The organism is Pseudomonas salomonii (genome assembly GCF_900107155.1).
GTDB lineage: Bacteria > Pseudomonadota > Gammaproteobacteria > Pseudomonadales > Pseudomonadaceae > Aquipseudomonas > Aquipseudomonas salomonii.
On sequence record NZ_FNOX01000001.1, the window covers coordinates 59,223 to 82,212 of the forward strand.

Here is a 22,990-nt window from a genome sequence, read left to right on the forward strand (position 1 = left end):
TTCTCGAGTTAATAAACAGGAGAAAGCCTGTGCTACTTATTGTACTTTGTTAATTATCTGGCCCCACTTACTGGCAATCGAGGCGTCTTTATCCAGCTTTGCCATTTCCAGCGTTTCTTTGTTTTTTTCCTCAGTCAGGGCTTTCATTTGACCAAAAAGCTCTTTGCTGCTCATGCCGCCACCGCCGCCGATTGGAGAACTCATACTTTCACCTTTGGTTTCATAAGTTGGTAGGTATTTGCAATAAGCCTTTCGATTAATCGTGCTACATCATTATTCGATAATCGACGCTCGTACACTAAGTGGCGAAGCCTGTGGAAACAGTTCCAACGGCTGATGGTTACTTGTTTCAATGTGTTTCATGGCTTACTGGGCTCCCTGAAACGGTGCGCATGCATTGAGTGCAACACCCAGCTGCTTCATTCGATAATAGAGGGTGCGTTTGGCAACCCCCAACTCCGACGCTACACAATCCACGCTGTAAGTGTGACGATGTAGAGACTCTTCAATGAGTGTTTTCTCAATACGCTGCAGACGGTCTTTCAGGCTCAGTTCCAAAGGTTGGCCAGTCGATGCCGATAAAGGCGGTAGCCCAAGGACAAAACGCTTGGCCGTGGAGCGTAGCTCGCGGACATTGCCCCGCCACGGATGGCACAGCAACTGCTGGAGCAGTTCGCTGGTGGGGTGAGGGACTGTGCAGTTGAAGTGCTCTGCCTCTTGTTTAATCATCTCCAGAAACAACGGTACGATGCGCTCACGTCTGTCACGCAGCGGTGGCAGCTTGATGTTGATCACGTTCAGGCGAAAATACAGGTCCCGCCTGAAGCTGCCTTGCTCAACCATGTCATGCAGCGATTGTTGAGCGGACGCGATGACGCGCATGTCGACCGGGATGAAGCGTGTTGAGCCGAGCCGTTCAACGCCGCGTGATTCGAGCATTCGCAATAGCTTGGCTTGAAGCGAAAGCGGCATGCTGTCGATTTCATCCAAATACAACGTACCCAGGTGAGCCGCTTCGATAAACCCTGCGCGTGACTGCACAGCCCCGGTATAAGCACCACTGTTAACGCCGAACAATTGGCTTTCGGCGAGGCTTTCCGGGATGGCGGCGCAATTGACAGCAACAAAGTTGCCTCGACGGCCTGACAGGCGATGCACGCGTTGTGCCAGGGTATCTTTGCCGGTGCCGGTTTCCCCGAGCAACAAGATGTCAACATTAAGTGTCGCTGTGCTATTGATCGTATTTTCAATGTCCGAGCCATCAATGAATGGCGTATCGGTTTCGCGTTCTTCGTGATCGGCGGCCGACATCGGATGGGTGCTCCACTCTCGTGATTATTTACGATTAAAAGGCTGTTATTCAGAACGTACTTGGGCAGAGCGTAAAGTATAAGATTTCTCGTCGAGTATGCAGGTAAGAGTAAGCCAGGCATGCGTAGGAAAAGTCATTAACTTGTCGCTTAACATCATTCGAAACGGTTGAGCTGCTGTTTGCGCAATAAATAGGAAATATCTTAAGTTTTCACATAAACAACAAAATGGTAATTACCGACGGGCAAACAACCGCCCACAAAAAAGCCGACGCAGTGCATCGGCTTTTTGTTTGCGGCAAAACCGCAGATGGCGCTTATACGTTAAAGCGAAAGTGCATCACGTCGCCATCCTTGACGATGTACTCTTTGCCTTCCAAGCGCCATTTACCGGCTTCCTTGGTACCGGCTTCACCCTTGTACTGGATGAAGTCGTTGTAGGCGATGACTTCGGCGCGGATAAAACCTTTTTCGAAGTCGGTGTGGATCACGCCGGCGGCCTGTGGTGCGGTGGCGCCGACCTTGACGGTCCAGGCGCGGACTTCTTCGACACCGGCGGTGAAGTAGGTCTGCAGGTTGAGCATTTCGTAACCGGCGCGGATCACGCGGTTCAGGCCAGGCTCTTCCAGGCCCAGGGCCTCGAGGAACATGTCTTTTTCTTCGCCGTCATCCAGCTCGGCGATTTCTGCTTCGATCTTGTTGCACACCGGCACCACAATGGCGCCTTCCTCATCGGCGATGGCCTTGACCACGTCGAGCAGCGGGTTGTTCTCGAAGCCGTCTTCGGCGACGTTGGCGATGTACATCACAGGCTTGGTGGTCAGCAGGTGGAAGCCTTTGATCACGGCTTTCTCGTCGACGCCCATGTTCTTCATCAGGCTGCGTGCCGGCTTGCCTTCGGTGAAGTGCGCGATCAACTGCTCCAGCAGGCCTTTCTGGACCACTGCGTCCTTGTCGCCGCCTTTGGCGTTACGCGCAACTTTCTGCAGTTGCTTCTCGCAGCTGTCCAGGTCGGCGAAGATCAGTTCGAGGTCGATGATCTCGATGTCGCGTTTCGGGTCAACGCTGTTGGAGACGTGAATCACGTTCTCGTCTTCAAAGCAGCGGACCACGTGGGCGATGGCATCGGTTTCGCGGATGTTGGCCAAAAACTTGTTACCCAGGCCTTCACCTTTCGACGCACCGGCCACCAGGCCTGCGATGTCGACGAACTCCATGGTGGTCGGCAGGATGCGCTTGGGATTGACGATCGCCGCCAACGCGTCCAGACGCGGATCCGGCATCGGCACGATACCGCTGTTGGGTTCGATGGTGCAGAAGGGAAAGTTCTCCGCCGCAATACCGGACTTGGTCAGGGCGTTGAACAGAGTGGATTTGCCGACGTTGGGCAGGCCGACGATGCCGCAATTGAATCCCATGGTGTTTCCCCTCGGTAAGAGTCAGGCCTTCTGGCTGTGCAGGTTTTTCATCGCGCGGTTCCATTCACCGGCGAAGATATCCGGCAGCACGCCGAGGGCAAAGTCGATGCTGGCATCGAGTTTTTCCTGTTCGGCGCGTGGCGCACGACCCAGGACGAAATTTGAAACCATACTGGCAACGCCTGGGTGGCCAATGCCGAGCCGCAGACGGTAAAAATTATTCTGATTACCCAACTGCGCGATGATGTCGCGCAGGCCGTTGTGCCCGCCATGCCCGCCGCCGAGCTTGAGCTTGGCAACACCGGGTGGCAGGTCCAGTTCGTCATGGGCCACCAGGATTTCTTCGGGTTTGATCCGGAAGAAGCCCGCAAGCGCCGCGACAGCCTGGCCGCTGCGGTTCATGTAGGTGGTGGGAATCAGCAGACGAACATCCTGACCCTGGTGCGAGAAGCGCCCGGTCAGGCCAAAATACTTGCGATCGGCCACAAGGTTCACACCTTGCGCGTGGGCGATGCGCTCAACAAAAAGGGCCCCCGCGTTATGCCGGGTCTGTTCGTATTCGGCGCCTGGATTTCCCAGGCCAACGATCAGTTTAATGGCAGTCACGACAGGGGCCCTTCCTTTGGAGTTGTGGGTAACATCGCCGACACCTGCGTGCGGCGAAAGTGGACAACAAAAGATCATTTACTCAAGAGTAAACGCCGCGTTATCGCCCGCTTTCTCGCTACGTTCCGGTCCGCGATGTTTCCTCAAGCTCCGGCAATACAGAGTGAATTACTCTGCAGCGCCTTCTTCAGCTTCTGGTGCAACGCGTGGAGCGTGAACGTTTGCAACAGCTTTGTCATCACCGTGAGCCAGTGCAACAAACTCAACGCCTTTAGGGGCTTTGAGGTCGGACAGGTGGATGATGGCGCCGATTTCCAGAGCCGACAGGTCGACTTCGATGAACTCAGGCAGGTCTTTCGGCAGGCAAGTCACTTCGATTTCGTTCAGGACGTGCGAGACTTCGCCGCCTTTCTTGACCGGAGCTTCTTCGCCAACGAAGTGAACTGGAACGATAGCGGTCAGTTTCTGACCGGCAATAACGCGTACAAAGTCAGCGTGCAGCACGTGGCCTTTGGCCGGGTGACGTTGCAGAGCCTTGATGATCACGTTTTGCTTTTTGCCGCCAACGTTCAGTTCGATAACGTGGCTGTAAGCAGCATCGTTTTCGAGCAGTTTGGCGATTTCTTTGGCCAGCATGCTGATGGATTCAGGGGCTTTGTCGCCACCGTAAACTACAGCTGGAACCAGGCTCGCGAGACGACGCAGGCGGCGGCTCGCACCTTTCCCCAGGTCGGAACGCGCTTCAGCATTCAGAGTAAAATCGTTCATGTTGTATCTCCAAAATAACCACATTCGCCCCAGCGTTTGCGACCAGCGCTAAAGGCGATATGGGCAAAAAAGCCCCGCCCCAACAGAATGCTGGGGCGGGGCGCTTTTCGTCAGTGGGATGTTTCGTAAGGTTTGACCCTTATCGGAACATCGCGCTGATCGATTCTTCGTTGCTGATGCGGCGAACCGCTTCGGCAACTACCGGTGCGATATCCAGTTGACGGATACGCGAACAGGCTTGAGCTGCTGCGGACAACGGGATGGTGTTAGTCACCACCAGTTCGTCCAGCATGGAGTTCTCGATGTTCTCGATCGCTCGGCCCGACAGCACAGGGTGTGTGCAGTAGGCGAAGACTTTTGCTGCACCGTGCTCTTTCAAGGCTTTCGCCGCGTGGCACAGGGTGCCGGCGGTGTCGACCATGTCATCAACCAGAATACAGGTACGCCCTTCGACATCACCGATGATATGCATCACTTCAGAGTGATTGGCTTTCTCACGGCGTTTGTCGATGATCCCGAGGTCCACGCCCAGGGATTTGGCAACAGCCCGTGCACGCACGACGCCACCAATGTCCGGGGACACGATCATCAGGTTTTCAAAGCGCTGGTCTTCAATGTCATCCACCAATACCGGGGAGCCGTAGATGTTATCTACCGGAATATCGAAGAACCCCTGGATTTGGTCAGCGTGCAGGTCAACCGTGAGAACACGGTCGATACCTACCACGGTCAGCATGTCAGCCACGACTTTCGCGCTGATAGCCACACGTGCGGAACGCGGACGGCGATCCTGACGGGCATAACCAAAGTAAGGGATTACAGCTGTGATTCGAGTCGCTGAGGAGCGGCGGAAGGCATCAGCCATCACGACGAGTTCCATCAGGTTATCGTTGGTCGGAGCGCAGGTCGGCTGAATAATGAAAACATCTTTACCGCGGACGTTTTCATTGATCTCGGCTGTAATTTCGCCGTCGGAGAATTTACCGACAGAGATGTCACCGAGAGGGATATGCAGCTGACGTACGACACGTCGAGCCAGATCGGGGTTGGCGTTCCCCGTAAAGACCATCATCTTGGACACGCGCAGTACCTAGAGGCTGAGGGTAACCTGGATGAGTATTAGAAAATGGCAGGGGCGGCTGGATTCGAACCAACGCATGGCAGGATCAAAACCTGCTGCCTTACCGCTTGGCGACGCCCCTGTATCTGTTGCAACGAGTACCCAGTACTCGGTTCCTTTAGAGCAGACTTTGCAGCTTGCGATGCAACATCGAAACGTTGCTTCCCTTTGCTACAAACCCTGTAAGGGTCTCTGTAAGAAGGGCCGAGACTTTATCAGCTTCAGCTTTGTTTGGGAAGCCCCCAAACACACAACTTCCAGTTCCGGTTAATTTTGCTTCGGTAAATTTACCTAACAAATTCAAAGCGTTACGTACCTCTGGATAACGCCTTGCTACAACCGGTAAGCAGTCATTTCGACTGTTTCCCTTGGGAACGGGGCGCACTTTAATGGGAGGAGAGTTACGTGTCAACAGTGGATCTGAAAAAATTTCTGCTGTACTTACAGATACTTGCGGAACAAGCACGACATACCACGGCTCTTCGGGGTATTCCGGGGTGAGTTTCTCCCCGACGCCTTCGGCAAAAGCCGCGTGCCCACGCACGAAAACCGGCACGTCGGCGCCCAGTGCCAGGCCCAGCGTGGCCAGGCGATCGTGGTCCCAGCCCAGTTGCCACAAGTGATTCAAACCGAGCAGGGTGGTCGCGGCATTTGAGCTGCCGCCACCGATGCCGCCGCCCATGGGCAAAATTTTATCGATCCAGATGTCGATACCGAGCGAGCAACCGGATTGCGCCTGAAGTGTTTTCGCCGCCCTGACAATCAGATTGCTGTCGTGGGGCACGCCTTCGAATTCGGTGTGCAGCTGGATCACGCCATCGTCGCGTACGGCGAAGGTCAGCTCATCGCCGTAATCGAGAAATTGAAACAGCGTCTGCAGTTCGTGGTAGCCGTCTTCACGGCGCCCAAGAATGTGCAGCATCAGGTTGAGTTTGGCCGGAGAGGGTAGCGTCAAGCGTTCTGAGGTCACGTTATTGCCCCAGCTTGCGCGGTTGCCATTCCTTGATCACCAGCGTGACGTCAAGGTCGGTGCCATGCAGTTTGATGCGCTCAGGCAGCCAGTAGCCACTCTGTTCCACGTAGCTCAGGTACTCGACCTGCCAGCCATCCTGCTCAAGCGTGGCCAGGCGGCTGTCGCCGTTGAGGCTCAGGCGGCTTTTGCTGTCCGGCGCGGGCAAGCCGCGTACCCACCACACCAGGTGCGAAACCGGCAGCTTCCAGCCTATCTGCTGTTCCAGCAATTCTTCCGGCGTGGCTGCCTCATAGCGGCCCTGGTTGGCCACTTCCAGGCTCACTTGCCCTGGTCGGCCGGTCAGGCGTGCTGCGCCGCGGCCCAGTGGTCCGGACAGACGAATATCGTAATAGTCCTGGCGTTGCAGCCAGAACAACGTACCGCTGCCGGAATCTTTTGGTGCGCGCACCCCGACTTTGCCGTCGATCTGCCAGCCGTCAATGCTGCTGAGCTGATCCTTGTGCTGCTGCCATTGCGCCGGGCTGCCCTGGCCTTCAACGGATTCGCGGCTGCCAATGCCCGCGCAACCGGCGAGCAGGGCGATGAAACTGAAAACAATAACGTGGCGCAAGAACATAAGCTTAAAGGGTCTCGGATCCGGTCAGGCGCTTGATGGTGCCGCGCAGGATAGGGCTTTCGGGTTGTTCCTTGAGGAATTTTTCCCAGATTTGTCGCGCTTCGCGCTGTTTGCCATTGGCCCACAGCACTTCACCCAGGTGAGCGGCCACTTCCTGATCCGGGAAGCGTTCGAGTGCCTGGCGCAGCAGGCGTTCGGCTTCGTCCAGGTTGCCCAGGCGGTAATTCACCCACCCCAGGCTGTCGAGCACGGCCGGGTCTTCCGGGTTGAGCTTGTGGGCTTGTTCGATCAGCACCTTGGCTTCGGCGTAGCGCGTGGTGCGGTCCGACAGGGTGTAGCCCAGGGCGTTGAGCGCCATGGCGTTGTCCGGGTCGCGCTTGATGATCAGGCGCAGGTCTTTTTCCATCTGCGCCAGGTCATTGCGTTTTTCCGCCTGCATGGCGCGGGTATACAGCAGGTTCAAATCGTCGGGGTATTGCAGCAAGGCTTGTTGCAGCAATTTCCAGGCGCGTTCGCCCTGCTTGTTGGCCGACAGCGTCTCGGCCTGGATCAGGTACAGCTGGATCGCATAGTCCGGCTCGGCAGCGCGTGCCGCCGCCAGGCGTTTTTCGGCTTCGTCGGTGCGGCCGTTGCTCATCAGGATATCGGCCTGACGCAACTGGGCCGGCAGGTAGTCATTGCCGGGGCCGACCTGGGCGTATTCAAGCAGCGCAGCCTGCGGGTCGTTGCGTTCTTCAGCGATGCGGCCGAGGTTCAGGTGCGCCGAATCCACATGGCTTTCGCGCTCGATCAACTCTTCGAGATATCCCTTGGCCTCGTCCCAGGCCTTGGCTTCCAGGCACACCAATGCCAGCGAGTAACGCAACTCGTCGTCGTCAGGGTATTGCTGGACCAGGTTGGCAAACTGCACTTTGGCGTCTTCCATGCGGTCTTGCTCAACCAGCATGCGCGCATAGGTCAGCAGCAAACGCTTGTCGCCCGGATACTTCTTGATGCTTTTTTCCAGCAGTGGAATCGCTTCCTTGCCGCGATTGAGGTTTTGCAGCAAGCGTGCGCGCAGCAAAATCGGGGCGATCTCGCCGTCTTCCGGCGGGTTCTGCTCCAGCAGCTTGAGGGCGGCGTCGGCTTCGTCATCCTGTTGCAGCAGCAAGGCTTTGCCGAAAATCAGCTGGCTGTTCTTCGGATGTTTTTGCAGCAGGCGGTCAAAACTTTTCATCAAGCCATTGCGCGTGTCCTGGTCGGTGTCGGCCGCCGACAGCGCGAGGAAGTCGAAATGCGTGTCGCCCTTGCCCTGCAGGACTTTCTCCATATAGACCATGGAGTCGTCATAACGCCCGGCGCGGGCCAGTTGCACAGCCGCCGCGCGTTGCGCTTCCAGGTCGTCCGGGGCGTTTTTCGCCCAGATCAGCGAGGTGTCCAGCGCGGCCTGGTCAGCCCCCAGGTATTCGGCGATGCGAAACGCACGCTCCGAAATGCCCGGGTCCTGGGTATTGATGGCCTGGGTCACATAGTTATCCAGGGCAATATCGAAACGATTGCGCTGGCCGGCGAGTTCGGCGGTCAGCAGGCTATAGATCGTTTCTTCATTGAACGAGGAGTAAACCTTGGGCTTTTCAGGGGCGGGGGTGCTGTCTTCGACCGGCGGCGTACCGTCCGGCGACACGGGTGCCAAGGCCTGGCAGCCGCTGAGGAAGACAAAAGCAAGGAGCAACGCGGAAGATCTATTCATATAGGAAGAGGACGACTAACCTGCGGTCGGATCATCATGACACAAGCCTTCGGCCAAACATAACCGAGTCTCAGTGGGCGCCCTTATAGGCACAAGCTACTAGGACAATAGACGACGGTGGTTGTTCTGGATCTTTCGAAGTAGGACAATTGTCGGCTTCCCGACATCATCAGCGATATTGAATGGCCTTCCTCGCACTCGGTATTAACCACAAGACTGCAACCGTAGACGTGCGCGAGCGCGTGGCGTTTACGCCAGAGCAGTTGGTTGAGGCCTTGCAGCAGCTCTGCCGGCTCACCGACAGCCGCGAAGCTGCGATCCTTTCGACCTGCAATCGCAGCGAGCTTTATATAGAGCAGGAACATCTTTCGGCGGATGTGGTGCTGCGCTGGCTGGCCGATTATCACCATTTGGACCTCGACGACCTGCGCGCCAGTGCTTATGTGCACGAAGAGGATGCGGCAGTTCGTCACATGATGCGCGTCGCCGCAGGGCTCGACTCGCTGGTGTTGGGCGAGCCGCAGATCCTCGGCCAGATGAAATCCGCCTACGCCGTGGCCCGCGAGGCCGGCACCGTCGGCCCGTTGCTTGGCCGTTTGTTCCAGGCCACGTTCAATTCGGCCAAGCAGGTGCGCACCGACACTGCCATCGGTGAAAACCCGGTGTCCGTCGCGTTCGCCGCCGTCAGCCTGGCCAAACAGATTTTCAGTGACTTGCAGCGCAGCCAGGCGCTGCTGATCGGCGCCGGTGAAACCATCACCCTGGTCGCCCGCCACCTGCACGACCTGGGCGTCAAGCGTATTGTGGTCGCCAACCGCACCCTGGAGCGCGCCAGTATCCTGGCCGAGCAGTTTGGCGCCCATGCTGTGTTGCTGTCTGACATCCCGGCCGAGCTGGTGCGCAGCGATATCGTCATCAGCTCCACCGCCAGCCAGCTGCCGATCCTGGGCAAAGGCGCGGTCGAGAGTGCATTGAAGCTGCGCAAGCACAAGCCGATCTTCATGGTGGATATCGCCGTTCCCCGCGATATCGAGCCTGAAGTCGGCGAGTTGGACGACGTTTACCTCTACAGCGTCGACGATCTGCACGAAGTGGTCGCCGAAAACCTCAAGAGTCGCCAGGGCGCGGCCCAGGCCGCCGAAGAAATGGTCAGCACCGGCGCCGAAGACTTTATGGTGCGCCTGCGTGAATTGGCGGCGGTCGATGTGCTCAAGGCGTATCGTCAGCAGGGCGAACGCCTGCGTGATGAAGAATTGATCAAGGCCCAGCGTTTGCTGGCCAACGGCAGCAGCGCCGAAGACGTGCTGATGCAACTGGCGCGTGGCTTGACCAACAAATTGCTCCACGCCCCCAGCGTTCAGTTGAAAAAGCTTACCGCCGAAGGCCGCCTCGATGCGCTGGCCATGGCCCAGGAACTCTTTGCCCTCGGTGAGGGCGCGTCAGATAGCTCTTCGGATAAAAAACCGCAATGAAAGCGTCACTGCTCAATAAACTGGACGTGCTCCAGGACCGTTTCGAAGAACTGACCGCCTTGCTCGGCGATGGCGAGGTCATCTCCGATCAGACCAAGTTCCGTGCCTATTCCAAGGAATACGCCGAAGTTGAGCCTATCGTGGCCACCTATAAAAGCCTGATGAAAGTGCGGGCCGACCTCGAGGGCGCCCAGGCGCTGCTCAAAGACAGCGACCCGGACATGCGCGAAATGGCCGTGGAAGAAGTCCGCGAAGCCAAAGAGAAGCTGGTCGAGCTCGAAGGCGACCTGCAACGCATGCTGCTGCCCAAAGACCCGAACGACGGACGTAACGTGTTCCTCGAAATCCGCGCCGGCACCGGTGGCGACGAAGCGGCGATCTTCTCCGGCGACCTGTTCCGCATGTATTCGCGCTACGCCGAGCGACGTGGCTGGCGTGTCGAGATTTTGTCCGAGAACGAAGGCGAACACGGCGGCTATAAAGAAGTCATCGCGCGGGTCGAAGGTGACAACGTCTACGGCAAGCTCAAATTCGAATCCGGCGCGCACCGCGTGCAGCGGGTTCCGGCGACTGAATCCCAGGGCCGTATCCACACCTCGGCGTGCACCGTGGCCGTGTTGCCCGAGCCGGACGAGCAGGAAGCCATCGAGATCAACCCGGCAGACTTGCGTGTCGACACCTACCGCTCGTCGGGCGCCGGTGGTCAGCACGTGAACAAGACCGACTCGGCGATCCGCATTACCCACTTGCCGTCGGGCATCGTGGTCGAGTGCCAGGAAGAACGTTCCCAGCACAAAAACCGTGCGCGGGCCATGTCCTGGCTGTCGGCCAAGCTTAACGACCAGCAGACCAGCGCCGCCGCCAATGCAATTGCCAGCGAGCGCAAGTTGCTGGTGGGCTCGGGCGACCGCTCCGAACGCATTCGCACCTACAACTTTGCCCAGGGCCGGGTCACCGACCATCGGGTCAACCTCACCCTGTATTCCCTCGACGAGATTCTCGCCGGTGGCGTTGACGCGGTAATCGAGCCGTTGCTGGCCGAATACCAGGCTGATCAATTGGCGGCGATAGGTGAATAAATGACCATTATTGCCAGCCTCCTGCGCGCCGCCGACCTGCCAGACTCGCCCACCGCGCGGCTGGATGTGGAGCTGTTGCTGGCCGCTGCCCTGGGCAAATCGCGCAGCTACCTGCACACCTGGCCGGAAAAAATCGTCAGCAGCGAAGACGCGCTGACGTTTGCCAATTACCTGCAGCGTCGTCGCACGGGTGAGCCGGTGGCCTACATCCTCGGGCAGCAGGGTTTCTGGAAGCTGGATTTGGAGGTCGCACCGCACACGCTGATTCCGCGCCCGGAAACCGAGTTGCTGGTAGAGGCCGCGCTGGAATTGCTGCCGTCCACGCCTGCCAGGGTTCTTGATCTTGGCACGGGCAGCGGCGCCATCGCCCTGGCCCTGGCCAGCGAGCGCCCGGCCTGGCAGGTCACTGCGGTCGATCGTGTGCTCGAAGCCGTGGCCCTGGCCGAACGCAATCGCCAGCGCCTGCACCTGAAGAACGCCTCGGTGTTGAACAGCCATTGGTTCAGCGCGTTGCAAGGCCAGCACTTCGACTTGATCATCAGCAACCCGCCTTACATTGCCGATAACGATCCCCATCTGGTGGCCGGCGATGTGCGCTTTGAGCCCGCCAGTGCCTTGGTGGCAGGCCATGATGGGCTGGACGATTTGCGGTTGATCATCGCCCAGAGCCCGGCCCACTTGAATGCCGGTGGCTGGTTGCTGCTCGAACACGGTTACGACCAGGCTGGGGCGGTACGTGATTTGTTGTCGGGTGAGGGCTTTGATGAGGTCCACAGCCGCATCGACCTCGGTGGCCACGAACGCATCACGTTGGGGCGCCGCCCGTGCTGACCGACCAGGAACTGTTGCGCTATAGCCGACAGATTCTGTTGCAGCACGTCGACATCGACGGCCAATTGCGCCTGAAAAACGCCCGCGCGCTGATTGTCGGCCTCGGTGGGCTCGGCGCGCCGGTCGCGCTTTACCTGGCCGCCGCCGGTGTGGGTGAGTTGCACCTGGCAGACTTCGATACCGTCGACCTGACCAACCTGCAACGCCAGATCATCCACGATACCGACAGCGTCGGGCAGACCAAGGTAGATTCGGCCATGCGTCGTCTGGCCGCCATCAACCCGGAAATCGCGTTGGTCGCCCATCGCACTGCGCTGGATGCCGATTCACTCGCCGCCGCAGTGGCGGCGGTCGATGTGGTGCTCGATTGCAGCGACAACTTCTCTACCCGTGAGGCCGTAAACGCCGCTTGCGTTGCAGCGGGCAAGCCTTTGGTCAGCGGCGCGGCCATTCGCCTGGAAGGCCAATTGTCGGTGTTCGACCCACGGCGCGCCGAGAGCCCGTGCTACCACTGTTTATATGGGCACGGCAGCGACACCGAGCTGACCTGCAGCGAAGCCGGTGTGATCGGCCCGTTGGTCGGGCTGGTTGGTAGCCTGCAAGCACTGGAAGCCTTGAAGTTGCTGGCAGGTTTTGGTGAGCCCCTAGTGGGGCGTTTGCTGTTGATCGATGCCTTGACCACGCGTTTTCGCGAGCTGCGCGTCAAGCGCGACCCCGGCTGCAGCGTTTGCGGGACGGCCCATGGTTAAGGACGCGCCCATCGGTGTGTTCGATTCCGGCGTCGGCGGCCTGTCGGTGCTGGATGAAATTCAGCAACTGTTGCCCCATGAGTCGTTGTTATACGTGGCTGACGGCGGGCACATCCCCTACGGTGAAAAATCCCCGGCTTTCATTCTTGAACGTAGCCGTTTGGTCGCCGGGTTTTTCCGCGAAAAAGGCGCCAAAGCCTTTGTGATTGCCTGCAATACCGCAACCGTCGCCGCCGTGGCTGATTTGCGCCAGGACTATCCCGACTGGCCCCTGGTGGGCATGGAACCTGCTGTCAAACCGGCGGCGGCCGCCACCCGCAGCGGCGTGGTCGGCGTGCTGGCCACCACCGGCACCCTGCAAAGCGCCAGGTTCGCCGCGCTGCTCGATCGCTTCGCCACCGATGTGCGGGTGATTACCCAGCCGTGTCCGGGGTTGGTTGAACTGATCGAAACCGGCGACCTCAACAGTGCCGCACTGCGCCAGTTGTTGCAGGGCTATGTCACCCCGCTGCTCAACGCAGGTTGCGACACCATCATCCTCGGCTGCACCCACTATCCCTTCCTCAAGCCGCTTCTGGCACAGATGCTTCCCCCCAGCATCGTCCTGATCGACACCGGCGCTGCCGTGGCCCGCCAGCTCAAGCGTCTGTTGGGCGAGCGTGACCTGCTGTCGCCTGGCAATCCTGAGCCAGCGCAGTTCTGGACCAGCGACGACGTCGATCACCTAAGAAATATCCTACCGACACTCTGGAAATCTTCTGGCGTTGTGCGTAATTTTGGCTTGTGAAAAATTCGTGAAACATCGCGGTTAGAAGCTGAACTTCTGGCATCGCGCAAGCTTCTATAGCGTTAGCCTGTACAAACCCTACAACTTCGATCTCAAAGGATGTGCTCTTATGAAGCGCTTGTTCTGTTTGGCTGCGATTGCGGCCGCTGTGGTGGGACACTCAGTTTCGGCTCAGGCCGCCGGCCTGGAATTTGGGGTGGGGGGGACCAGCGATTCGACCTTGACCTATCGGTTGGGGCTGACGTCGGATTGGGATAAAAGCTGGTGGCAGAGTGATACGGGCCGACTGACCGGCTATTGGAGTGGCGCTTACACCTACTGGGACGGCGACAAACGCGCGAGTGTCAGCAGCCTGTCGTTCTCGCCGGTGTTTGTGTATGAGTTTGCCGGGGAGAAGGTCAAGCCATACATCGAAGCGGGTATCGGTGTGGCGGTGTTTTCACGCACGCGGGTTGAAGACAACAACATCGGCCAGGCCTTCCAGTTCGAAGACCGCCTGGGCTTCGGTTTGCGCTTTGCCGGCGGGCATGAAGTGGGCATTCGCGCCACGCACTATTCCAATGCGGGCATCAGCAGCAATAACGACGGGGTAGAGAGCTACTCGTTGCACTACACCTACCCGTTGTAACTCTCAACCCTGCGCAAGCCAGCTCCCACATAGCTTGACTTGGAATACAGTCAAAATGTGGGAGCGGGCTTGCTCGCGAAGAAGGTGTGTCAGACGCCTGATGCATCGACTGACACTGCGCTTTCGCGAGCAAGCCCGCTCCCACATTATGATCTTCATCAGTCTTGGGCTCAGCGATACGCCGTCGCAATGCCTTGGCGCTCTTCAAGGCACTCCGGCGCACCCATCTCGAATTCCCGACAGATCAACGGCCGCCGCTCGTAAATCGTGCACATCATCGTGTCCCGATCCAGGGCCGCGCACCAGCCGTCATCCAGGCGCAGCATCACTTCACCGCCCCAATCGTCGGTATCGATATAGCGCTCCGGCACGCCGGTGTCGGTGATCAGCATGACTTCCAGCTGGCAGCAGCAGGCTGCGCACGTCGAGCAGGTGACGGCGGGTTCGGTGATTTGTGTGTGGGGGATGTTGGTCATAGGCGCGCAGTGTAAGGCAAGCGCGTTGCTTGCGTATGAATGCTCTGACGGACGTCAGTGCCCAAGCTGCCGTGCCACCCAGTGCAATACCGGGAACACCAGCGCCCAGAGCAACGCCAGGCCGATCAGCGTCAGCGTTGTGTCGTAGCCCAAACGCACACCGGCCAATTGGCTGCCGGCGTAATAAGACAGTGGCCCACCCACCGCCCCCAACAGGCTGGCGCGCCACCAGGGTTGTGCACTCCAGGCCAGGCAATGGCGCAGTGTGGTGGCGAGCAGTGCCCAGAGCATGATCAGCCAGAAGGGAATCAGCGGCCCTGGAAAACCGAAGTGAAACACGCCAAAGGTGCGCAACAAGGTATCAACCACGGTGCCCAACAGGGTCACGGCCAGGATCACTTGGCCTTCTTCCGACCATGAACTTGTCCACAGCAGGTGGATGGCCAGCACGCCCGCGCCCACCCACAACCAGCGGCTGTCACCGCCCAGCACACAGGCAAACCAGCCGCACTGGAACAGCACGGCATTGGCCAGGGTTTTAAGCATTGAAACGCCCGAGCAACGGCGGGTTGATCGCCGCAGGCTTGGCCAGCAGCAGCTGCGCGGTACCGATCGTTCGCTCCATAAACCCGCCTTCGCAGTAGCACAAGTAAAATTCCCACAGGCGCAGGAAGTACTCATCGTAGCCCAACTCGGCAAGACGACCATGGGCGCGACGGAAGTTCTCATGCCACAGGCGCAGGGTGCGCGCGTAGTGCAAGCCGAAGTCTTCCATGTGCAGCAGGTTCATGTCGGTGTCGCGGCTGACGATCTGCAGCATGTTCTGCACAGAGGGCAGGGCGCCGCCGGGGAAAATATAGCGCTGGATAAAGTCGACGCTGTTTTTGGCCTTCTCATAACGCTGTTCACGAATAGTGATGGCTTGCAGCAGCATCAGCCCGTCGCTGTTGAGCAGGTGCGCGCATTGCTTGAAGTAGGTCGGCAGAAAGCGATGGCCCACCGCTTCGATCATCTCGATGGACACCAGTTTGTCGTACTGGCCCGTCAGGTCGCGGTAGTCCTGCAGCAGCAGCGTCACCTGCTCCTTGAGCCCCAAGGCTTCGATGCGTTTTTCGGTGTAGGCGAACTGCTCTTTGGACAAGGTCGTGGTGGTGACCTTGCAGCCATAGTGCTGCGCCGCATACAGCGCCATGCTGCCCCAGCCGGTGCCGATTTCGAGCAAATGGTCGGTGGGTTTGAGCGCGAGCTTCTGGCAGATGCGTTCCAGTTTATTCAGTTGCGCCTGTTCCAGGCTGTCATCGGGGGTCAGAAACTGCGCCGCTGAATACATCATTGTCGGGTCGAGGAATTCCTCGAACAAGTCGTTGCCCAGGTCATAGTGGGCGGCGATATTTTTCTGCGAGCCCTTGCGGGTGTTGCGGTTAAGCCAGTGCAGGCCTTGGGTGAAGGGTCGCGCCAAGCGCGCCAGGCCGCCTTCCATGGCATCGAGCACATCCAGGTTGCTGACCATCACGCGCACCACGGCGGTGAGGTCCGGGCTGCTCCAGTAACCGTGGATAAACGCCTCGCCGGCGCCGATCGAACCATTGGCCGCCACCAGGCCCCAGACTGCCGAATCGTGGACCTGGATTTCGCCCAACAGATGCGCTTCGCGTGCGCCGAACACTTGGCGTTCACCGTCTTCGATCACCACCAACTGGCCGTGGCGCAGTTGGCTGAGCTGGCGCAGTACACCTTTGCGCAACAGCGCACTGGTCACGCCGTTGACGTTCAGGCGGTTGGTCTTGACCGATAAGCTAGGGGATTTCATGGCGGCGATCCTTGGTATACCCGACTGCGGTGCGAGAGGCGCCATCGGCGGCCTGATGGGAAAAAATCGGTGTGCGTTTGAGCAGCAGGCGCATGGCTTGCCAGTAAATCGCCAGGCAGGTCTTGGCGGTCATCCACGGAAAGCGCCACAGGTAGCGATGCAGGCTGGCGCGGGTCAGCGTTTCTTTTTGCAGGCTCAAGGTGGCGTCGAAGACTTTTTGCGTGCCCTGCCAATCAGCCATGTGCACGCCAAGCCTGTCGGCCGGCGGGCTGAAGCTCATGCGGTATTCCAGGTCGCGGGGTAAAAACGGCGACACATGGAACGCCTTGGCCACGGCGAAGTGCTGGTGTTCCTCGGCGCCGAGCGCCTGGGCCGGCAGCACATAGTGGTAGCGCTCGCGCCACGGGGTGTTGGTCACTTCACACAGGATCGCGGCCAATTGCCCATCGGCCTCGAAGCAGTAGAAGAAACTCACCGGGTTAAAAGCCAGGCCCCAACTGCGGGCCTGGGTCAGTAGGCAGATAACGCCCCGGGGCTCGCGCCCCAGTGCCTTGCCGACTTCCTGGCGCACGGCATCGCTCAAGCTGATGCCGTGACGCGTAAATTCACGCAGGTAGTCCTGCTGGCGAAAGCCGAAGGGCGCCAGCCGGCTGTTGCCGGCCAGGGGCGAGAGCCCGAGCACTTCGTCTTGTTCGCTCAAGTCCAGGTACAGCAGGCCAATGCGGTAGCGAAAGGCGTGGGCCTTGGGCGCAAACCGGCGATGGGCGATCCAGCCGCTGTACAGGGCGCTGTTCATAGGGTTTCGCCAAAGGCCTGGGCCACGCGCAATGCGCTGGTCACGCCGTCTTCATGAAAGCCGTTGGCCCAGTAGGCGCCACAGTAAAAGGTGTGGCGCGCGCCGTGTAATTCTTCCCAGCGGTTTTGTGCCGCCACCGCTGCCAGGCTGTATTGCGGATGCGCATAGGTGTAGCGCGCAAGGATCTTCAGCGGGTTGATCATCGGCGTCTGGTTGAGGCTGACGCAAAAAGTGGTGTCGCTGTGGATGCCTTGCAGGATGTTCATGTCGTAAGTGACGGCCGCCTGGGTTTGCGCGGTGCCGCTCAGGCGATAATTCCAGCTGGCCCAGGCCAGTTTGCGCTCGGGCAGCAGGCGCGTGTCGGTGTGCAGCACGACGTCATTGTCGGCGTAGGGCAGGGCACCGAGAATGTCCTGCTCGGCCTGGCTCGGGTCGGCCAGTAACGCCAAGGCCTGGTCGCTGTGACAGGCAAACACCACGCGGTCAAAGCGCTCGCTGCCGGCGGGGCTGTGGATAACCACGCCCTCGTCTGTGCGTTCGACTTTATCCACAGGGCAATTGAGACGGATCTGCTCGCGAAAACTGCGGGTCAGCGGTTCGATGTAGCTGCTTGAACCGCCTTCGATCACACACCATTGCGGCCGATTGTTCACCGACAACAAGCCGTGGTTCTTGAAAAACCGCACAAAGAACTGCAACGGGAAACCGAGCATGTCCGCCAGGGACATCGACCAGATCGCCGCGCCCATCGGCACGATGTAATGGCGGATAAAGCGTGGGCCGTATCCACCGGCTTCCAGGTAATCGCCCAGGGTCATGTCGGCACTGATGCGTTGCTCTTGCAGGTCCAGCGGTGCCTGGCGGTTAAAGCGCAGAATGTCGCGCAACATGCCCCAGAATCCCGGCGAGAGAATATTGCGGCGCTGGGCAAACAGGCTGTTGAGGTTATTGCCGTTGTATTCGAAACCGGCGTTCTCGTCGCACACCGAGAAGCTCATTTCGGTGGGCTTGAAGGTCACGCCGATCTGCCCGAGCAGGCGGATGAAATTGGGGTAGGTCCAGTCGTTGAACACGATGAAACCGGTGTCCACGGCATAGCTTTGACCTTCAACTGTGACATTGACGGTGTGGGTATGCCCGCCAATGCGCTCGCCCGCCTCAAACAGCGTGATGTCGTGGCGCCGGCTGAGCAGGTAAGCGCTGGTCAGCCCGGCGATACCGCTGCCGATGATGGCGATCTTCACAGGTCGTCCTTCTTCGGTGGCGGGCTGCGCAGCATGCGTTTGCCGATAATCAGTTGTGCGCGGTTGGGCAGCTTCGACAATGGCCACAGGGTGGCGATAAACATCGCCGGGAAGGCGATTTCCAGCGGGCGTTTTTCCAGCTTGGCGAAGATATGCCTGGCAGCCTTCTCGGCGGACCAGCTCAGCGGCATCGGGAAATCATTGCGTTCGGTCAGTGGCGTGTCGACAAAGCCCGGGCTGATCACCGTGACGTCGATGTTCTCCGGCGAAAGGCTGATGCGCAGCGATTCGAACAGGTAACGCAGCCCGGCCTTGGACGCGCCATAGGCTTCGGCGCGTGGCATTGGCAGGTAGGTCACGGCGCTGGCGACGCCCACCAGATGTGGGGTGAGCCCTTTGCGCAACAGCGGCAGTGCAGCTTCGATGCAATAGCTGCTGGCAAGCAGGTTGGTGCGCACCACGTGCTCGACGATGGAGGAGTCGAATTGCCGGGCGTCGACATACTCACAGGTGCCGGCGTTGAGGATCACCGTATCCAATGAACCCCAGACCTCGCCGATGTGTTCGCCGATCTCGCGCACGGTCTGGCTGTCGGTCAGGTCGCCGGCCACCACCAGCACTTGGCCTGGGTAACGCAGGGCGAACGCTTCAAGCGGGCCTTTGCTGCGCGAGCTGAGCGCCACATGCGCGCCACTGTTGAGCAGTTCGACGGCCAGAGCGGCACCGATGCCACTGCTGGCACCGGTCAACCAATAACGGCGGGGCGGTACAAGGCTCATCCCATTCTCCTTTTTAGCCAACTGACCACAGGGCCGACTACCGGCAGGTGTTCATAGAGCAACGCGCCCGCATCGAAATAATCGCGATGGCGGTAGACCTTGTCGCGCCACATCAGGTGCGAGCAACCTTCCACCCGGATCACCTTGCCACTGGCCAGGCGCGGGTGGCAAAAGCTCATTTTCCAGCGCAGGTAGCCTTCACCTTCGGCGACCTGGTCGAAGCCGTGGAAGTCAAAACGCAACTGGCTGATGTTGCTGTACATCTGGGCGAAGTAACTGCGCAAAGCGGGCAGCCCGTGCACTTCGTGCAGCGGATCGGTGAAGGCGATGTCCTGGCTGTACAAGCTGTCGAGCAGGTGCAGGTTGTGCTTGTCCAGGGTGGTAAAGGCCTGGGCGAACCGCTGCAGGAAGTCACTCATGTTCGGCGACCTCCTGGCGTGAAGGCAGGTTGCGAAAGGCGGCGAGTGCACGCTCGCGGGATTTTTTCAGGTCGACAATCGAGCGTGGGTAATCTGCCACGCCGAACAGGCCACCGGCGGCTTCGGGGTTGTGCACTTCCTTCTTGTTCAGCGCCGCCAGCTCCGGTAGCCAGTGCTTGATGAACACCCCTTCGCTGTCGAACTTTTCCGACTGGCTCAACGGGCTGAAAATCCGGAAATACGGCGCCGAGTCGGTGCCGGTGGACGAGCTCCACTGCCAGCCGCCGTTATTGGCGGCCAGGTCGCCGTCGATCAAGTGGCGCATAAAGAAGCGCTCACCTTCGCGCCAGTCGATCAGCAGGTTCTTGGTCAAAAACATCGCCACCACCATGCGCAGGCGGTTGTGCATCCAACCGGTTTCCAGCAGTTGGCGCATGGCCGCGTCAATAATCGGCAGGCCGGTGCGCCCTTGTTGCCAGGCGGCCAAGTCCTTGGGCGCATCGCGCCAGGCCAGCGCCTCGGTTTCCGGGCGGAACGCACGGTGGCGCGAGACCCGTGGGTAACCGACCAGAATGTGTTTGTAGAACTCGCGCCACAGCAACTCGTTGATCCAGGTGATGGCGCCGATATCGCCGCTTTCGAACTCGCCCTGGTTGGTTTGCAGGGCGGCGTGCAGGCACTGGCGTGGTGAAACCACACCGGCGGCGAGGTAGGCCGAGAGCTGGCTGGTGCCGGGTTTGGCCGGGAAGTCGCGTTCGTCTTTGTAGTAGCTGATCTGTTGGTCGGCGAAGGTGTCGAGGCGACGCCGGGCTTCTTCCTCACCCGCCGGCCAGAGGGCGCGCAAGGTGTCGCTGGGTGTTTCGAAACCTTCGACCTGATCCGGGATGGCGTCGCGGTGCACATCCAGCGGTGCCTGTTGTTGCGGCGTCGCCACCAGGCGCGGCAAGGCGCTGTGCAGGCGGTTGTAGCAGACTTTGCGGAATTGACTGAATACCTGGAAGTAAGTGCCGGTTTTGGTCAGCACGCTGCCAGGTTGGAAAAACAGCTGGTCGAGGTAACTGTGGAACGTCACCCCGTCAGCCTCCAGAGCTTTAGCCACGGCCACATCGCGACGGCTCTCATGAATGCCGTATTCCTCGTTGATGTGCACCGAGTCCACCGACAGTTCCCGGCACAGTTTGCCCAGCACGGCGGGCGCCTGGTCCCAGGTGTCGGCGGTGCGAATCAGCAAGGGAATGTTCAGTTCGCCAAGGGCCTGGCTCAAGTGCTTGAGGTTGCGCAGCCAGAAATCGACTTTGCAGGGCGCATCATCATGGGCCAGCCATTGCTGCGGCGTGATCAGGTACACGGCGACAACCGGGCCGCGCTGGCAGGCGGCGGCGAGGGCGGTGTTGTCGTGCAGGCGCAAGTCGGTGCGCAACCAGATCAAATGCATTTAGACAATTCCACGCTGGATCAATAACTGGTGGGCCGACAACGGGTCTTCGGCCACGAACAATTCAGGAGTGTCACGGGTTAATACGGCTAACTCGTCCTGGTGGATGCATACCGTTGGTCCGGCAATCAAAATTGGGCAATTGATGCCGCCTAAAAGTTTGCTGAGTGCCGACAGGTGGAGGGCTTTGCTTGAATACAGCAGCACCCCACGCGGTTGCAGGTGTTCCACGGCCAGGGCCAATTCGCCGGTCGGCAAAGGCCAATCAAAAACCTCCACGGGGCAGTCGGCACTGCTGGCCAGCCAGGCGCTGAGCCACAGGTGCGGCTCCAGCGGCACGTCGGACTGGTTGACCAGCAGCAACGGTGCGCCCTGGAGCTGGCGGTTGTTGTGGTAAATGCGCGCGCCGAACTTGCTGCGCAGCCAGGACAGAAAAAACACCCGCTCCATTTGTGCGCCGAACTGGCCCTGCCAGCGTTGCTCCAGCGCGGTGAGCAGCGGCAGCATCAACTGCTCACACAAGGTGCGCGGCGGGTACAGCGCCATGGCCTGGTTGAACAGGTCGTCGACCCGGCGTTCGGCCAGTTCGCTGATTGCGGTGAGCAGTTTATGCCGCAGCACATGCCATTCATTTTCGACGCTGTCGGGGCTGGCCTGGGCGGAATCGATCAAGCCTTTGACCTGGCTGACCGGCACGCCACGGTTGAGCCAGGTCAGAATGGTGTGGATGCGTTGCACGTGTTCGGCGCTGAACAGCCGATGGCCCTTTGGCGTGCGCTGGGGCACGATCAGGCCATAACGGCGCTCCCAGGCGCGCAGGGTCACGGCGTTGACGCCGGTCTGGCGCGCCACTTCGCGAATCGGCAGCCAGCCGTCTTCGATGGCTTGGGCGATGTCTTCGACAGGGTCGTCTTGCAGGGCAGGTGTCATGGTCTAGATCGCATTACGCAGGCTGAGATTTTCCGGATGCGGCTGCAAGTAGGCCTGCTGCGCGATGTAGCGGTCCGGGTGTTGGCGAAAGTGATGTTTGAGCAAGGTCAGCGGCACCACCAGCGGCACGATGCCGGTGCGGTATTGGCCGATGACGGTTTGCATTTCCTGCTTGTCATCGGCGCTGATGGCCTGCTTGAGGTAGCCACTGATGTGTTGCAGCACATTGGTGTGGGTGCCGCGGGTGGCGCATTTTTTCAGGCCGCTCATCAACTCGCTGAAATAGCCGGCGGCCAGTTCATCCAGGTTGATGCCCTTGCCCATGCTGCCCAGCAGGTGGCCAAGGCTTTTGTAATGCACGGGGCTGTGGGCCATCAGCAGGTATTTGTAGCGCGCGTGGAACGCCAACAGGCGGTGACGGGTGATGCCTTCAGCCAGCAATTGTTGCCAGCTGGCGTACACAAACACGCGGGTGAGGAAGTTCTCGCGCAGCACCGGGTCATTCAGCCGGCCGTCTTCTTCCACCGGCAGGTTGGGGTGGCGTGCGCAAAACGCCTGGGCATAAATGCCGCGCCCGCCGCCATCGACGGGCGTGCCGTTGTCGCGATAGACCTTGACCCGCTCCAGCCCGCACGACGGCGACTTTTGCATGAAGATATAGCCGCACAGGTCTGTGTGTTCCACCGCCATCTGCTGGCCGTAATCGTCCAGGGGCTGCGTCACATTGAGTTCACGGTGCACGGTGCCGACGGCCTGCGGATGAGCAGGGTCGCCCACCAGGCGAATCGGTTCGCGGGGGATGCCCAGGCCAATTGCGACTTCGGGGCACAACGGCACGAAGTCGAAATAGTCGGCGAGGGTTTGGCTGCACAGCAGGGATTGTTTGTGTCCGCCGTTGAAGCGCACGTTCTCGCCGAGTAGGCAGGCACTGATAGCGATCTTCGGTTTTGCGCTGCTGGACATGCTCAACCCTCTGCGAAATTCCTGTACAGATTTATAATTCTGTACAACTAAA

At 59.5% G+C, this 22,990-nt stretch carries 25 protein-coding genes and 1 tRNA gene; 6 read left to right on the forward strand and 20 right to left on the reverse strand.

The genetic code is table 11. The features are described 5' to 3' along the window. Positions 1-36: 36 nt before the first annotated feature. From BLV67_RS32855 to BLV67_RS00345, 10 genes are all read right to left on the reverse strand, one after another. Positions 37-204 (reverse strand): hypothetical protein, encoded by a 168-nt coding sequence (locus tag BLV67_RS32855; protein ID WP_158235269.1) that lies wholly within the window; start codon positions 202-204, stop codon positions 37-39. A 162-nt stretch (positions 205-366) separates the two neighbouring features. Beyond that, positions 367-1,311, reverse strand: coding sequence for a sigma 54-interacting transcriptional regulator (locus BLV67_RS00305; protein WP_065929660.1), 945 nt, complete (start codon positions 1,309-1,311; stop codon positions 367-369). A 316-nt stretch (positions 1,312-1,627) separates the two neighbouring features. Further along, positions 1,628-2,728, reverse strand: coding sequence for a redox-regulated ATPase YchF (gene ychF, locus BLV67_RS00310; protein WP_017137643.1), 1,101 nt, complete (start codon positions 2,726-2,728; stop codon positions 1,628-1,630). A gap of 21 nt (positions 2,729-2,749) precedes the next feature. Next, positions 2,750-3,334 carry an aminoacyl-tRNA hydrolase gene (pth, locus tag BLV67_RS00315; protein WP_010213318.1) on the reverse strand — a complete coding sequence of 195 codons (585 nt, stop codon included), beginning with the start codon at positions 3,332-3,334 and terminating at the stop codon, positions 2,750-2,752. Positions 3,335-3,502: 168 nt separating this feature from the next. Beyond that, on the reverse strand, positions 3,503-4,102 hold the full coding sequence (locus BLV67_RS00320; RefSeq protein WP_065929657.1) for a 50S ribosomal protein L25/general stress protein Ctc: 600 nt from the start codon (positions 4,100-4,102) through the stop codon (positions 3,503-3,505). 139 nt (positions 4,103-4,241) lie between these two features. Then, positions 4,242-5,183, reverse strand: a complete 942-nt coding sequence (locus BLV67_RS00325) for a ribose-phosphate pyrophosphokinase (protein ID WP_003208392.1) — start codon at positions 5,181-5,183, stop codon at positions 4,242-4,244. 46 nt (positions 5,184-5,229) lie between these two features. Then, positions 5,230-5,304, reverse strand: a tRNA-Gln gene (locus BLV67_RS00330). Positions 5,305-5,340: 36 nt separating this feature from the next. Further along, positions 5,341-6,192 carry a 4-(cytidine 5'-diphospho)-2-C-methyl-D-erythritol kinase gene (ispE, locus tag BLV67_RS00335; RefSeq protein ID WP_069787937.1) on the reverse strand — a complete coding sequence of 284 codons (852 nt, stop codon included), beginning with the start codon at positions 6,190-6,192 and terminating at the stop codon, positions 5,341-5,343. A gap of 1 nt (position 6,193) precedes the next feature. Then, positions 6,194-6,811 (reverse strand): lipoprotein insertase outer membrane protein LolB, encoded by a 618-nt coding sequence (gene lolB / locus BLV67_RS00340; protein ID WP_069787938.1) that lies wholly within the window; start codon positions 6,809-6,811, stop codon positions 6,194-6,196. A gap of 4 nt (positions 6,812-6,815) precedes the next feature. After that, positions 6,816-8,540, reverse strand: a complete 1,725-nt coding sequence (locus tag BLV67_RS00345; protein WP_056859136.1) for a tetratricopeptide repeat protein — start codon at positions 8,538-8,540, stop codon at positions 6,816-6,818. 182 nt (positions 8,541-8,722) lie between these two features. Here BLV67_RS00345 and hemA point away from each other — a divergent pair, with 182 nt between their 5' ends. The 6 genes from hemA to BLV67_RS00375 all read left to right on the forward strand — a co-directional run bounded on the left by hemA (position 8,723) and on the right by BLV67_RS00375 (position 14,086). Continuing rightward, the gene (gene hemA, locus BLV67_RS00350) at positions 8,723-10,012 is read left to right on the forward strand and encodes a glutamyl-tRNA reductase (protein WP_065929654.1); all 1,290 of its coding nucleotides are present in this window, start codon (positions 8,723-8,725) and stop codon (positions 10,010-10,012) included. Beyond that, positions 10,009-11,091 carry a peptide chain release factor 1 gene (prfA, locus tag BLV67_RS00355; protein ID WP_069787939.1) on the forward strand — a complete coding sequence of 361 codons (1,083 nt, stop codon included), beginning with the start codon at positions 10,009-10,011 and terminating at the stop codon, positions 11,089-11,091. Before hemA ends, prfA begins: the two co-directional genes overlap by 4 nt. Beyond that, a complete protein-coding gene (prmC, locus tag BLV67_RS00360) occupies positions 11,092-11,922 on the forward strand; it encodes a peptide chain release factor N(5)-glutamine methyltransferase (protein ID WP_065929652.1) in 831 nt (276 codons plus the stop codon). Then, positions 11,916-12,671: a molybdopterin-synthase adenylyltransferase MoeB gene (locus tag BLV67_RS00365; RefSeq protein ID WP_056859132.1), complete on the forward strand. Its 756-nt coding sequence runs from the start codon at positions 11,916-11,918 to the stop codon at positions 12,669-12,671. The genes prmC and BLV67_RS00365 overlap by 7 nt, the downstream gene beginning before the upstream one ends. Then, entirely contained in the window at positions 12,664-13,458 is a 795-nt protein-coding gene (gene murI, locus BLV67_RS00370) for a glutamate racemase (RefSeq protein WP_069787940.1), read from the forward strand. The genes BLV67_RS00365 and murI overlap by 8 nt, the downstream gene beginning before the upstream one ends. Before the next feature lie 109 nt (positions 13,459-13,567). Then, on the forward strand, positions 13,568-14,086 hold the full coding sequence (locus tag BLV67_RS00375) for an acyloxyacyl hydrolase (RefSeq protein ID WP_065929650.1): 519 nt from the start codon (positions 13,568-13,570) through the stop codon (positions 14,084-14,086). A gap of 170 nt (positions 14,087-14,256) precedes the next feature. On the opposite strand, the gene BLV67_RS00380 is transcribed toward BLV67_RS00375, so the two are convergent. From BLV67_RS00380 to BLV67_RS00425, 10 genes are read right to left on the reverse strand one after another with little or no spacing between them, the layout of a single operon-like run. Next, positions 14,257-14,562 carry a YkgJ family cysteine cluster protein gene (locus tag BLV67_RS00380; protein WP_056859129.1) on the reverse strand — a complete coding sequence of 102 codons (306 nt, stop codon included), beginning with the start codon at positions 14,560-14,562 and terminating at the stop codon, positions 14,257-14,259. A 54-nt stretch (positions 14,563-14,616) separates the two neighbouring features. After that, positions 14,617-15,108 (reverse strand): DUF2878 domain-containing protein, encoded by a 492-nt coding sequence (locus BLV67_RS00385; RefSeq protein ID WP_069785933.1) that lies wholly within the window; start codon positions 15,106-15,108, stop codon positions 14,617-14,619. Further along, positions 15,101-16,372 (reverse strand): SAM-dependent methyltransferase, encoded by a 1,272-nt coding sequence (locus tag BLV67_RS00390; RefSeq protein WP_065929648.1) that lies wholly within the window; start codon positions 16,370-16,372, stop codon positions 15,101-15,103. Before BLV67_RS00390 ends, BLV67_RS00385 begins: the two co-directional genes overlap by 8 nt. Next, the gene (locus BLV67_RS00395) at positions 16,359-17,168 is read right to left on the reverse strand and encodes a DUF1365 domain-containing protein (RefSeq protein WP_069785934.1); all 810 of its coding nucleotides are present in this window, start codon (positions 17,166-17,168) and stop codon (positions 16,359-16,361) included. The genes BLV67_RS00390 and BLV67_RS00395 overlap by 14 nt, the downstream gene beginning before the upstream one ends. Next, positions 17,165-18,412, reverse strand: a complete 1,248-nt coding sequence (locus BLV67_RS00400; protein ID WP_069785935.1) for an NAD(P)/FAD-dependent oxidoreductase — start codon at positions 18,410-18,412, stop codon at positions 17,165-17,167. Before BLV67_RS00400 ends, BLV67_RS00395 begins: the two co-directional genes overlap by 4 nt. Further along, complete coding sequence (locus BLV67_RS00405) at positions 18,409-19,191, reverse strand: SDR family NAD(P)-dependent oxidoreductase (protein ID WP_065929645.1); 783 nt, start codon at positions 19,189-19,191, stop codon at positions 18,409-18,411. Before BLV67_RS00405 ends, BLV67_RS00400 begins: the two co-directional genes overlap by 4 nt. Beyond that, positions 19,188-19,610, reverse strand: a complete 423-nt coding sequence (locus BLV67_RS00410) for a nuclear transport factor 2 family protein (protein ID WP_065929644.1) — start codon at positions 19,608-19,610, stop codon at positions 19,188-19,190. The genes BLV67_RS00405 and BLV67_RS00410 overlap by 4 nt, the downstream gene beginning before the upstream one ends. Continuing rightward, on the reverse strand, positions 19,603-21,045 hold the full coding sequence (gene phrB, locus BLV67_RS00415; protein WP_069785936.1) for a deoxyribodipyrimidine photo-lyase: 1,443 nt from the start codon (positions 21,043-21,045) through the stop codon (positions 19,603-19,605). The genes BLV67_RS00410 and phrB overlap by 8 nt, the downstream gene beginning before the upstream one ends. Beyond that, on the reverse strand, positions 21,046-21,975 hold the full coding sequence (locus BLV67_RS00420) for a MerR family transcriptional regulator (RefSeq protein WP_069785937.1): 930 nt from the start codon (positions 21,973-21,975) through the stop codon (positions 21,046-21,048). A 3-nt stretch (positions 21,976-21,978) separates the two neighbouring features. Further along, a complete protein-coding gene (locus tag BLV67_RS00425) occupies positions 21,979-22,938 on the reverse strand; it encodes a YbgA family protein (protein WP_065929641.1) in 960 nt (319 codons plus the stop codon). Positions 22,939-22,990 lie beyond the last annotated feature (52 nt).

Excerpts from the sequence above, each read along its gene's own strand:
- BLV67_RS32855 (WP_158235269.1), bottom strand. The coding sequence starts at position 204 with ATGAGTTCTCCAATCGGCGGCGGTGGCGGCATGAGCAGCAAAGAGCTT.
- BLV67_RS00305 (WP_065929660.1), bottom strand. The coding sequence starts at position 1,311 with ATGTCGGCCGCCGATCACGAAGAACGCGAAACCGATACGCCATTCATT.
- ychF (WP_017137643.1), bottom strand. The coding sequence starts at position 2,728 with ATGGGATTCAATTGCGGCATCGTCGGCCTGCCCAACGTCGGCAAATCC.
- BLV67_RS00320 (WP_065929657.1), bottom strand. The coding sequence starts at position 4,102 with ATGAACGATTTTACTCTGAATGCTGAAGCGCGTTCCGACCTGGGGAAA.
- lolB (WP_069787938.1), bottom strand. The coding sequence starts at position 6,811 with ATGTTCTTGCGCCACGTTATTGTTTTCAGTTTCATCGCCCTGCTCGCC.
- BLV67_RS00345 (WP_056859136.1), bottom strand. The coding sequence starts at position 8,540 with ATGAATAGATCTTCCGCGTTGCTCCTTGCTTTTGTCTTCCTCAGCGGC.
- hemA (WP_065929654.1), top strand. The coding sequence starts at position 8,723 with ATGGCCTTCCTCGCACTCGGTATTAACCACAAGACTGCAACCGTAGAC.
- prfA (WP_069787939.1), top strand. The coding sequence starts at position 10,009 with ATGAAAGCGTCACTGCTCAATAAACTGGACGTGCTCCAGGACCGTTTC.
- prmC (WP_065929652.1), top strand. The coding sequence starts at position 11,092 with ATGACCATTATTGCCAGCCTCCTGCGCGCCGCCGACCTGCCAGACTCG.
- murI (WP_069787940.1), top strand. The coding sequence starts at position 12,664 with ATGGTTAAGGACGCGCCCATCGGTGTGTTCGATTCCGGCGTCGGCGGC.
- BLV67_RS00375 (WP_065929650.1), top strand. The coding sequence starts at position 13,568 with ATGAAGCGCTTGTTCTGTTTGGCTGCGATTGCGGCCGCTGTGGTGGGA.
- BLV67_RS00380 (WP_056859129.1), bottom strand. The coding sequence starts at position 14,562 with ATGACCAACATCCCCCACACACAAATCACCGAACCCGCCGTCACCTGC.
- BLV67_RS00385 (WP_069785933.1), bottom strand. The coding sequence starts at position 15,108 with ATGCTTAAAACCCTGGCCAATGCCGTGCTGTTCCAGTGCGGCTGGTTT.
- BLV67_RS00390 (WP_065929648.1), bottom strand. The coding sequence starts at position 16,372 with ATGAAATCCCCTAGCTTATCGGTCAAGACCAACCGCCTGAACGTCAAC.
- BLV67_RS00395 (WP_069785934.1), bottom strand. The coding sequence starts at position 17,168 with ATGAACAGCGCCCTGTACAGCGGCTGGATCGCCCATCGCCGGTTTGCG.
- BLV67_RS00405 (WP_065929645.1), bottom strand. The coding sequence starts at position 19,191 with ATGAGCCTTGTACCGCCCCGCCGTTATTGGTTGACCGGTGCCAGCAGT.
- BLV67_RS00410 (WP_065929644.1), bottom strand. The coding sequence starts at position 19,610 with ATGAGTGACTTCCTGCAGCGGTTCGCCCAGGCCTTTACCACCCTGGAC.
- phrB (WP_069785936.1), bottom strand. The coding sequence starts at position 21,045 with ATGCATTTGATCTGGTTGCGCACCGACTTGCGCCTGCACGACAACACC.
- BLV67_RS00420 (WP_069785937.1), bottom strand. The coding sequence starts at position 21,975 with ATGACACCTGCCCTGCAAGACGACCCTGTCGAAGACATCGCCCAAGCC.
- BLV67_RS00425 (WP_065929641.1), bottom strand. The coding sequence starts at position 22,938 with ATGTCCAGCAGCGCAAAACCGAAGATCGCTATCAGTGCCTGCCTACTC.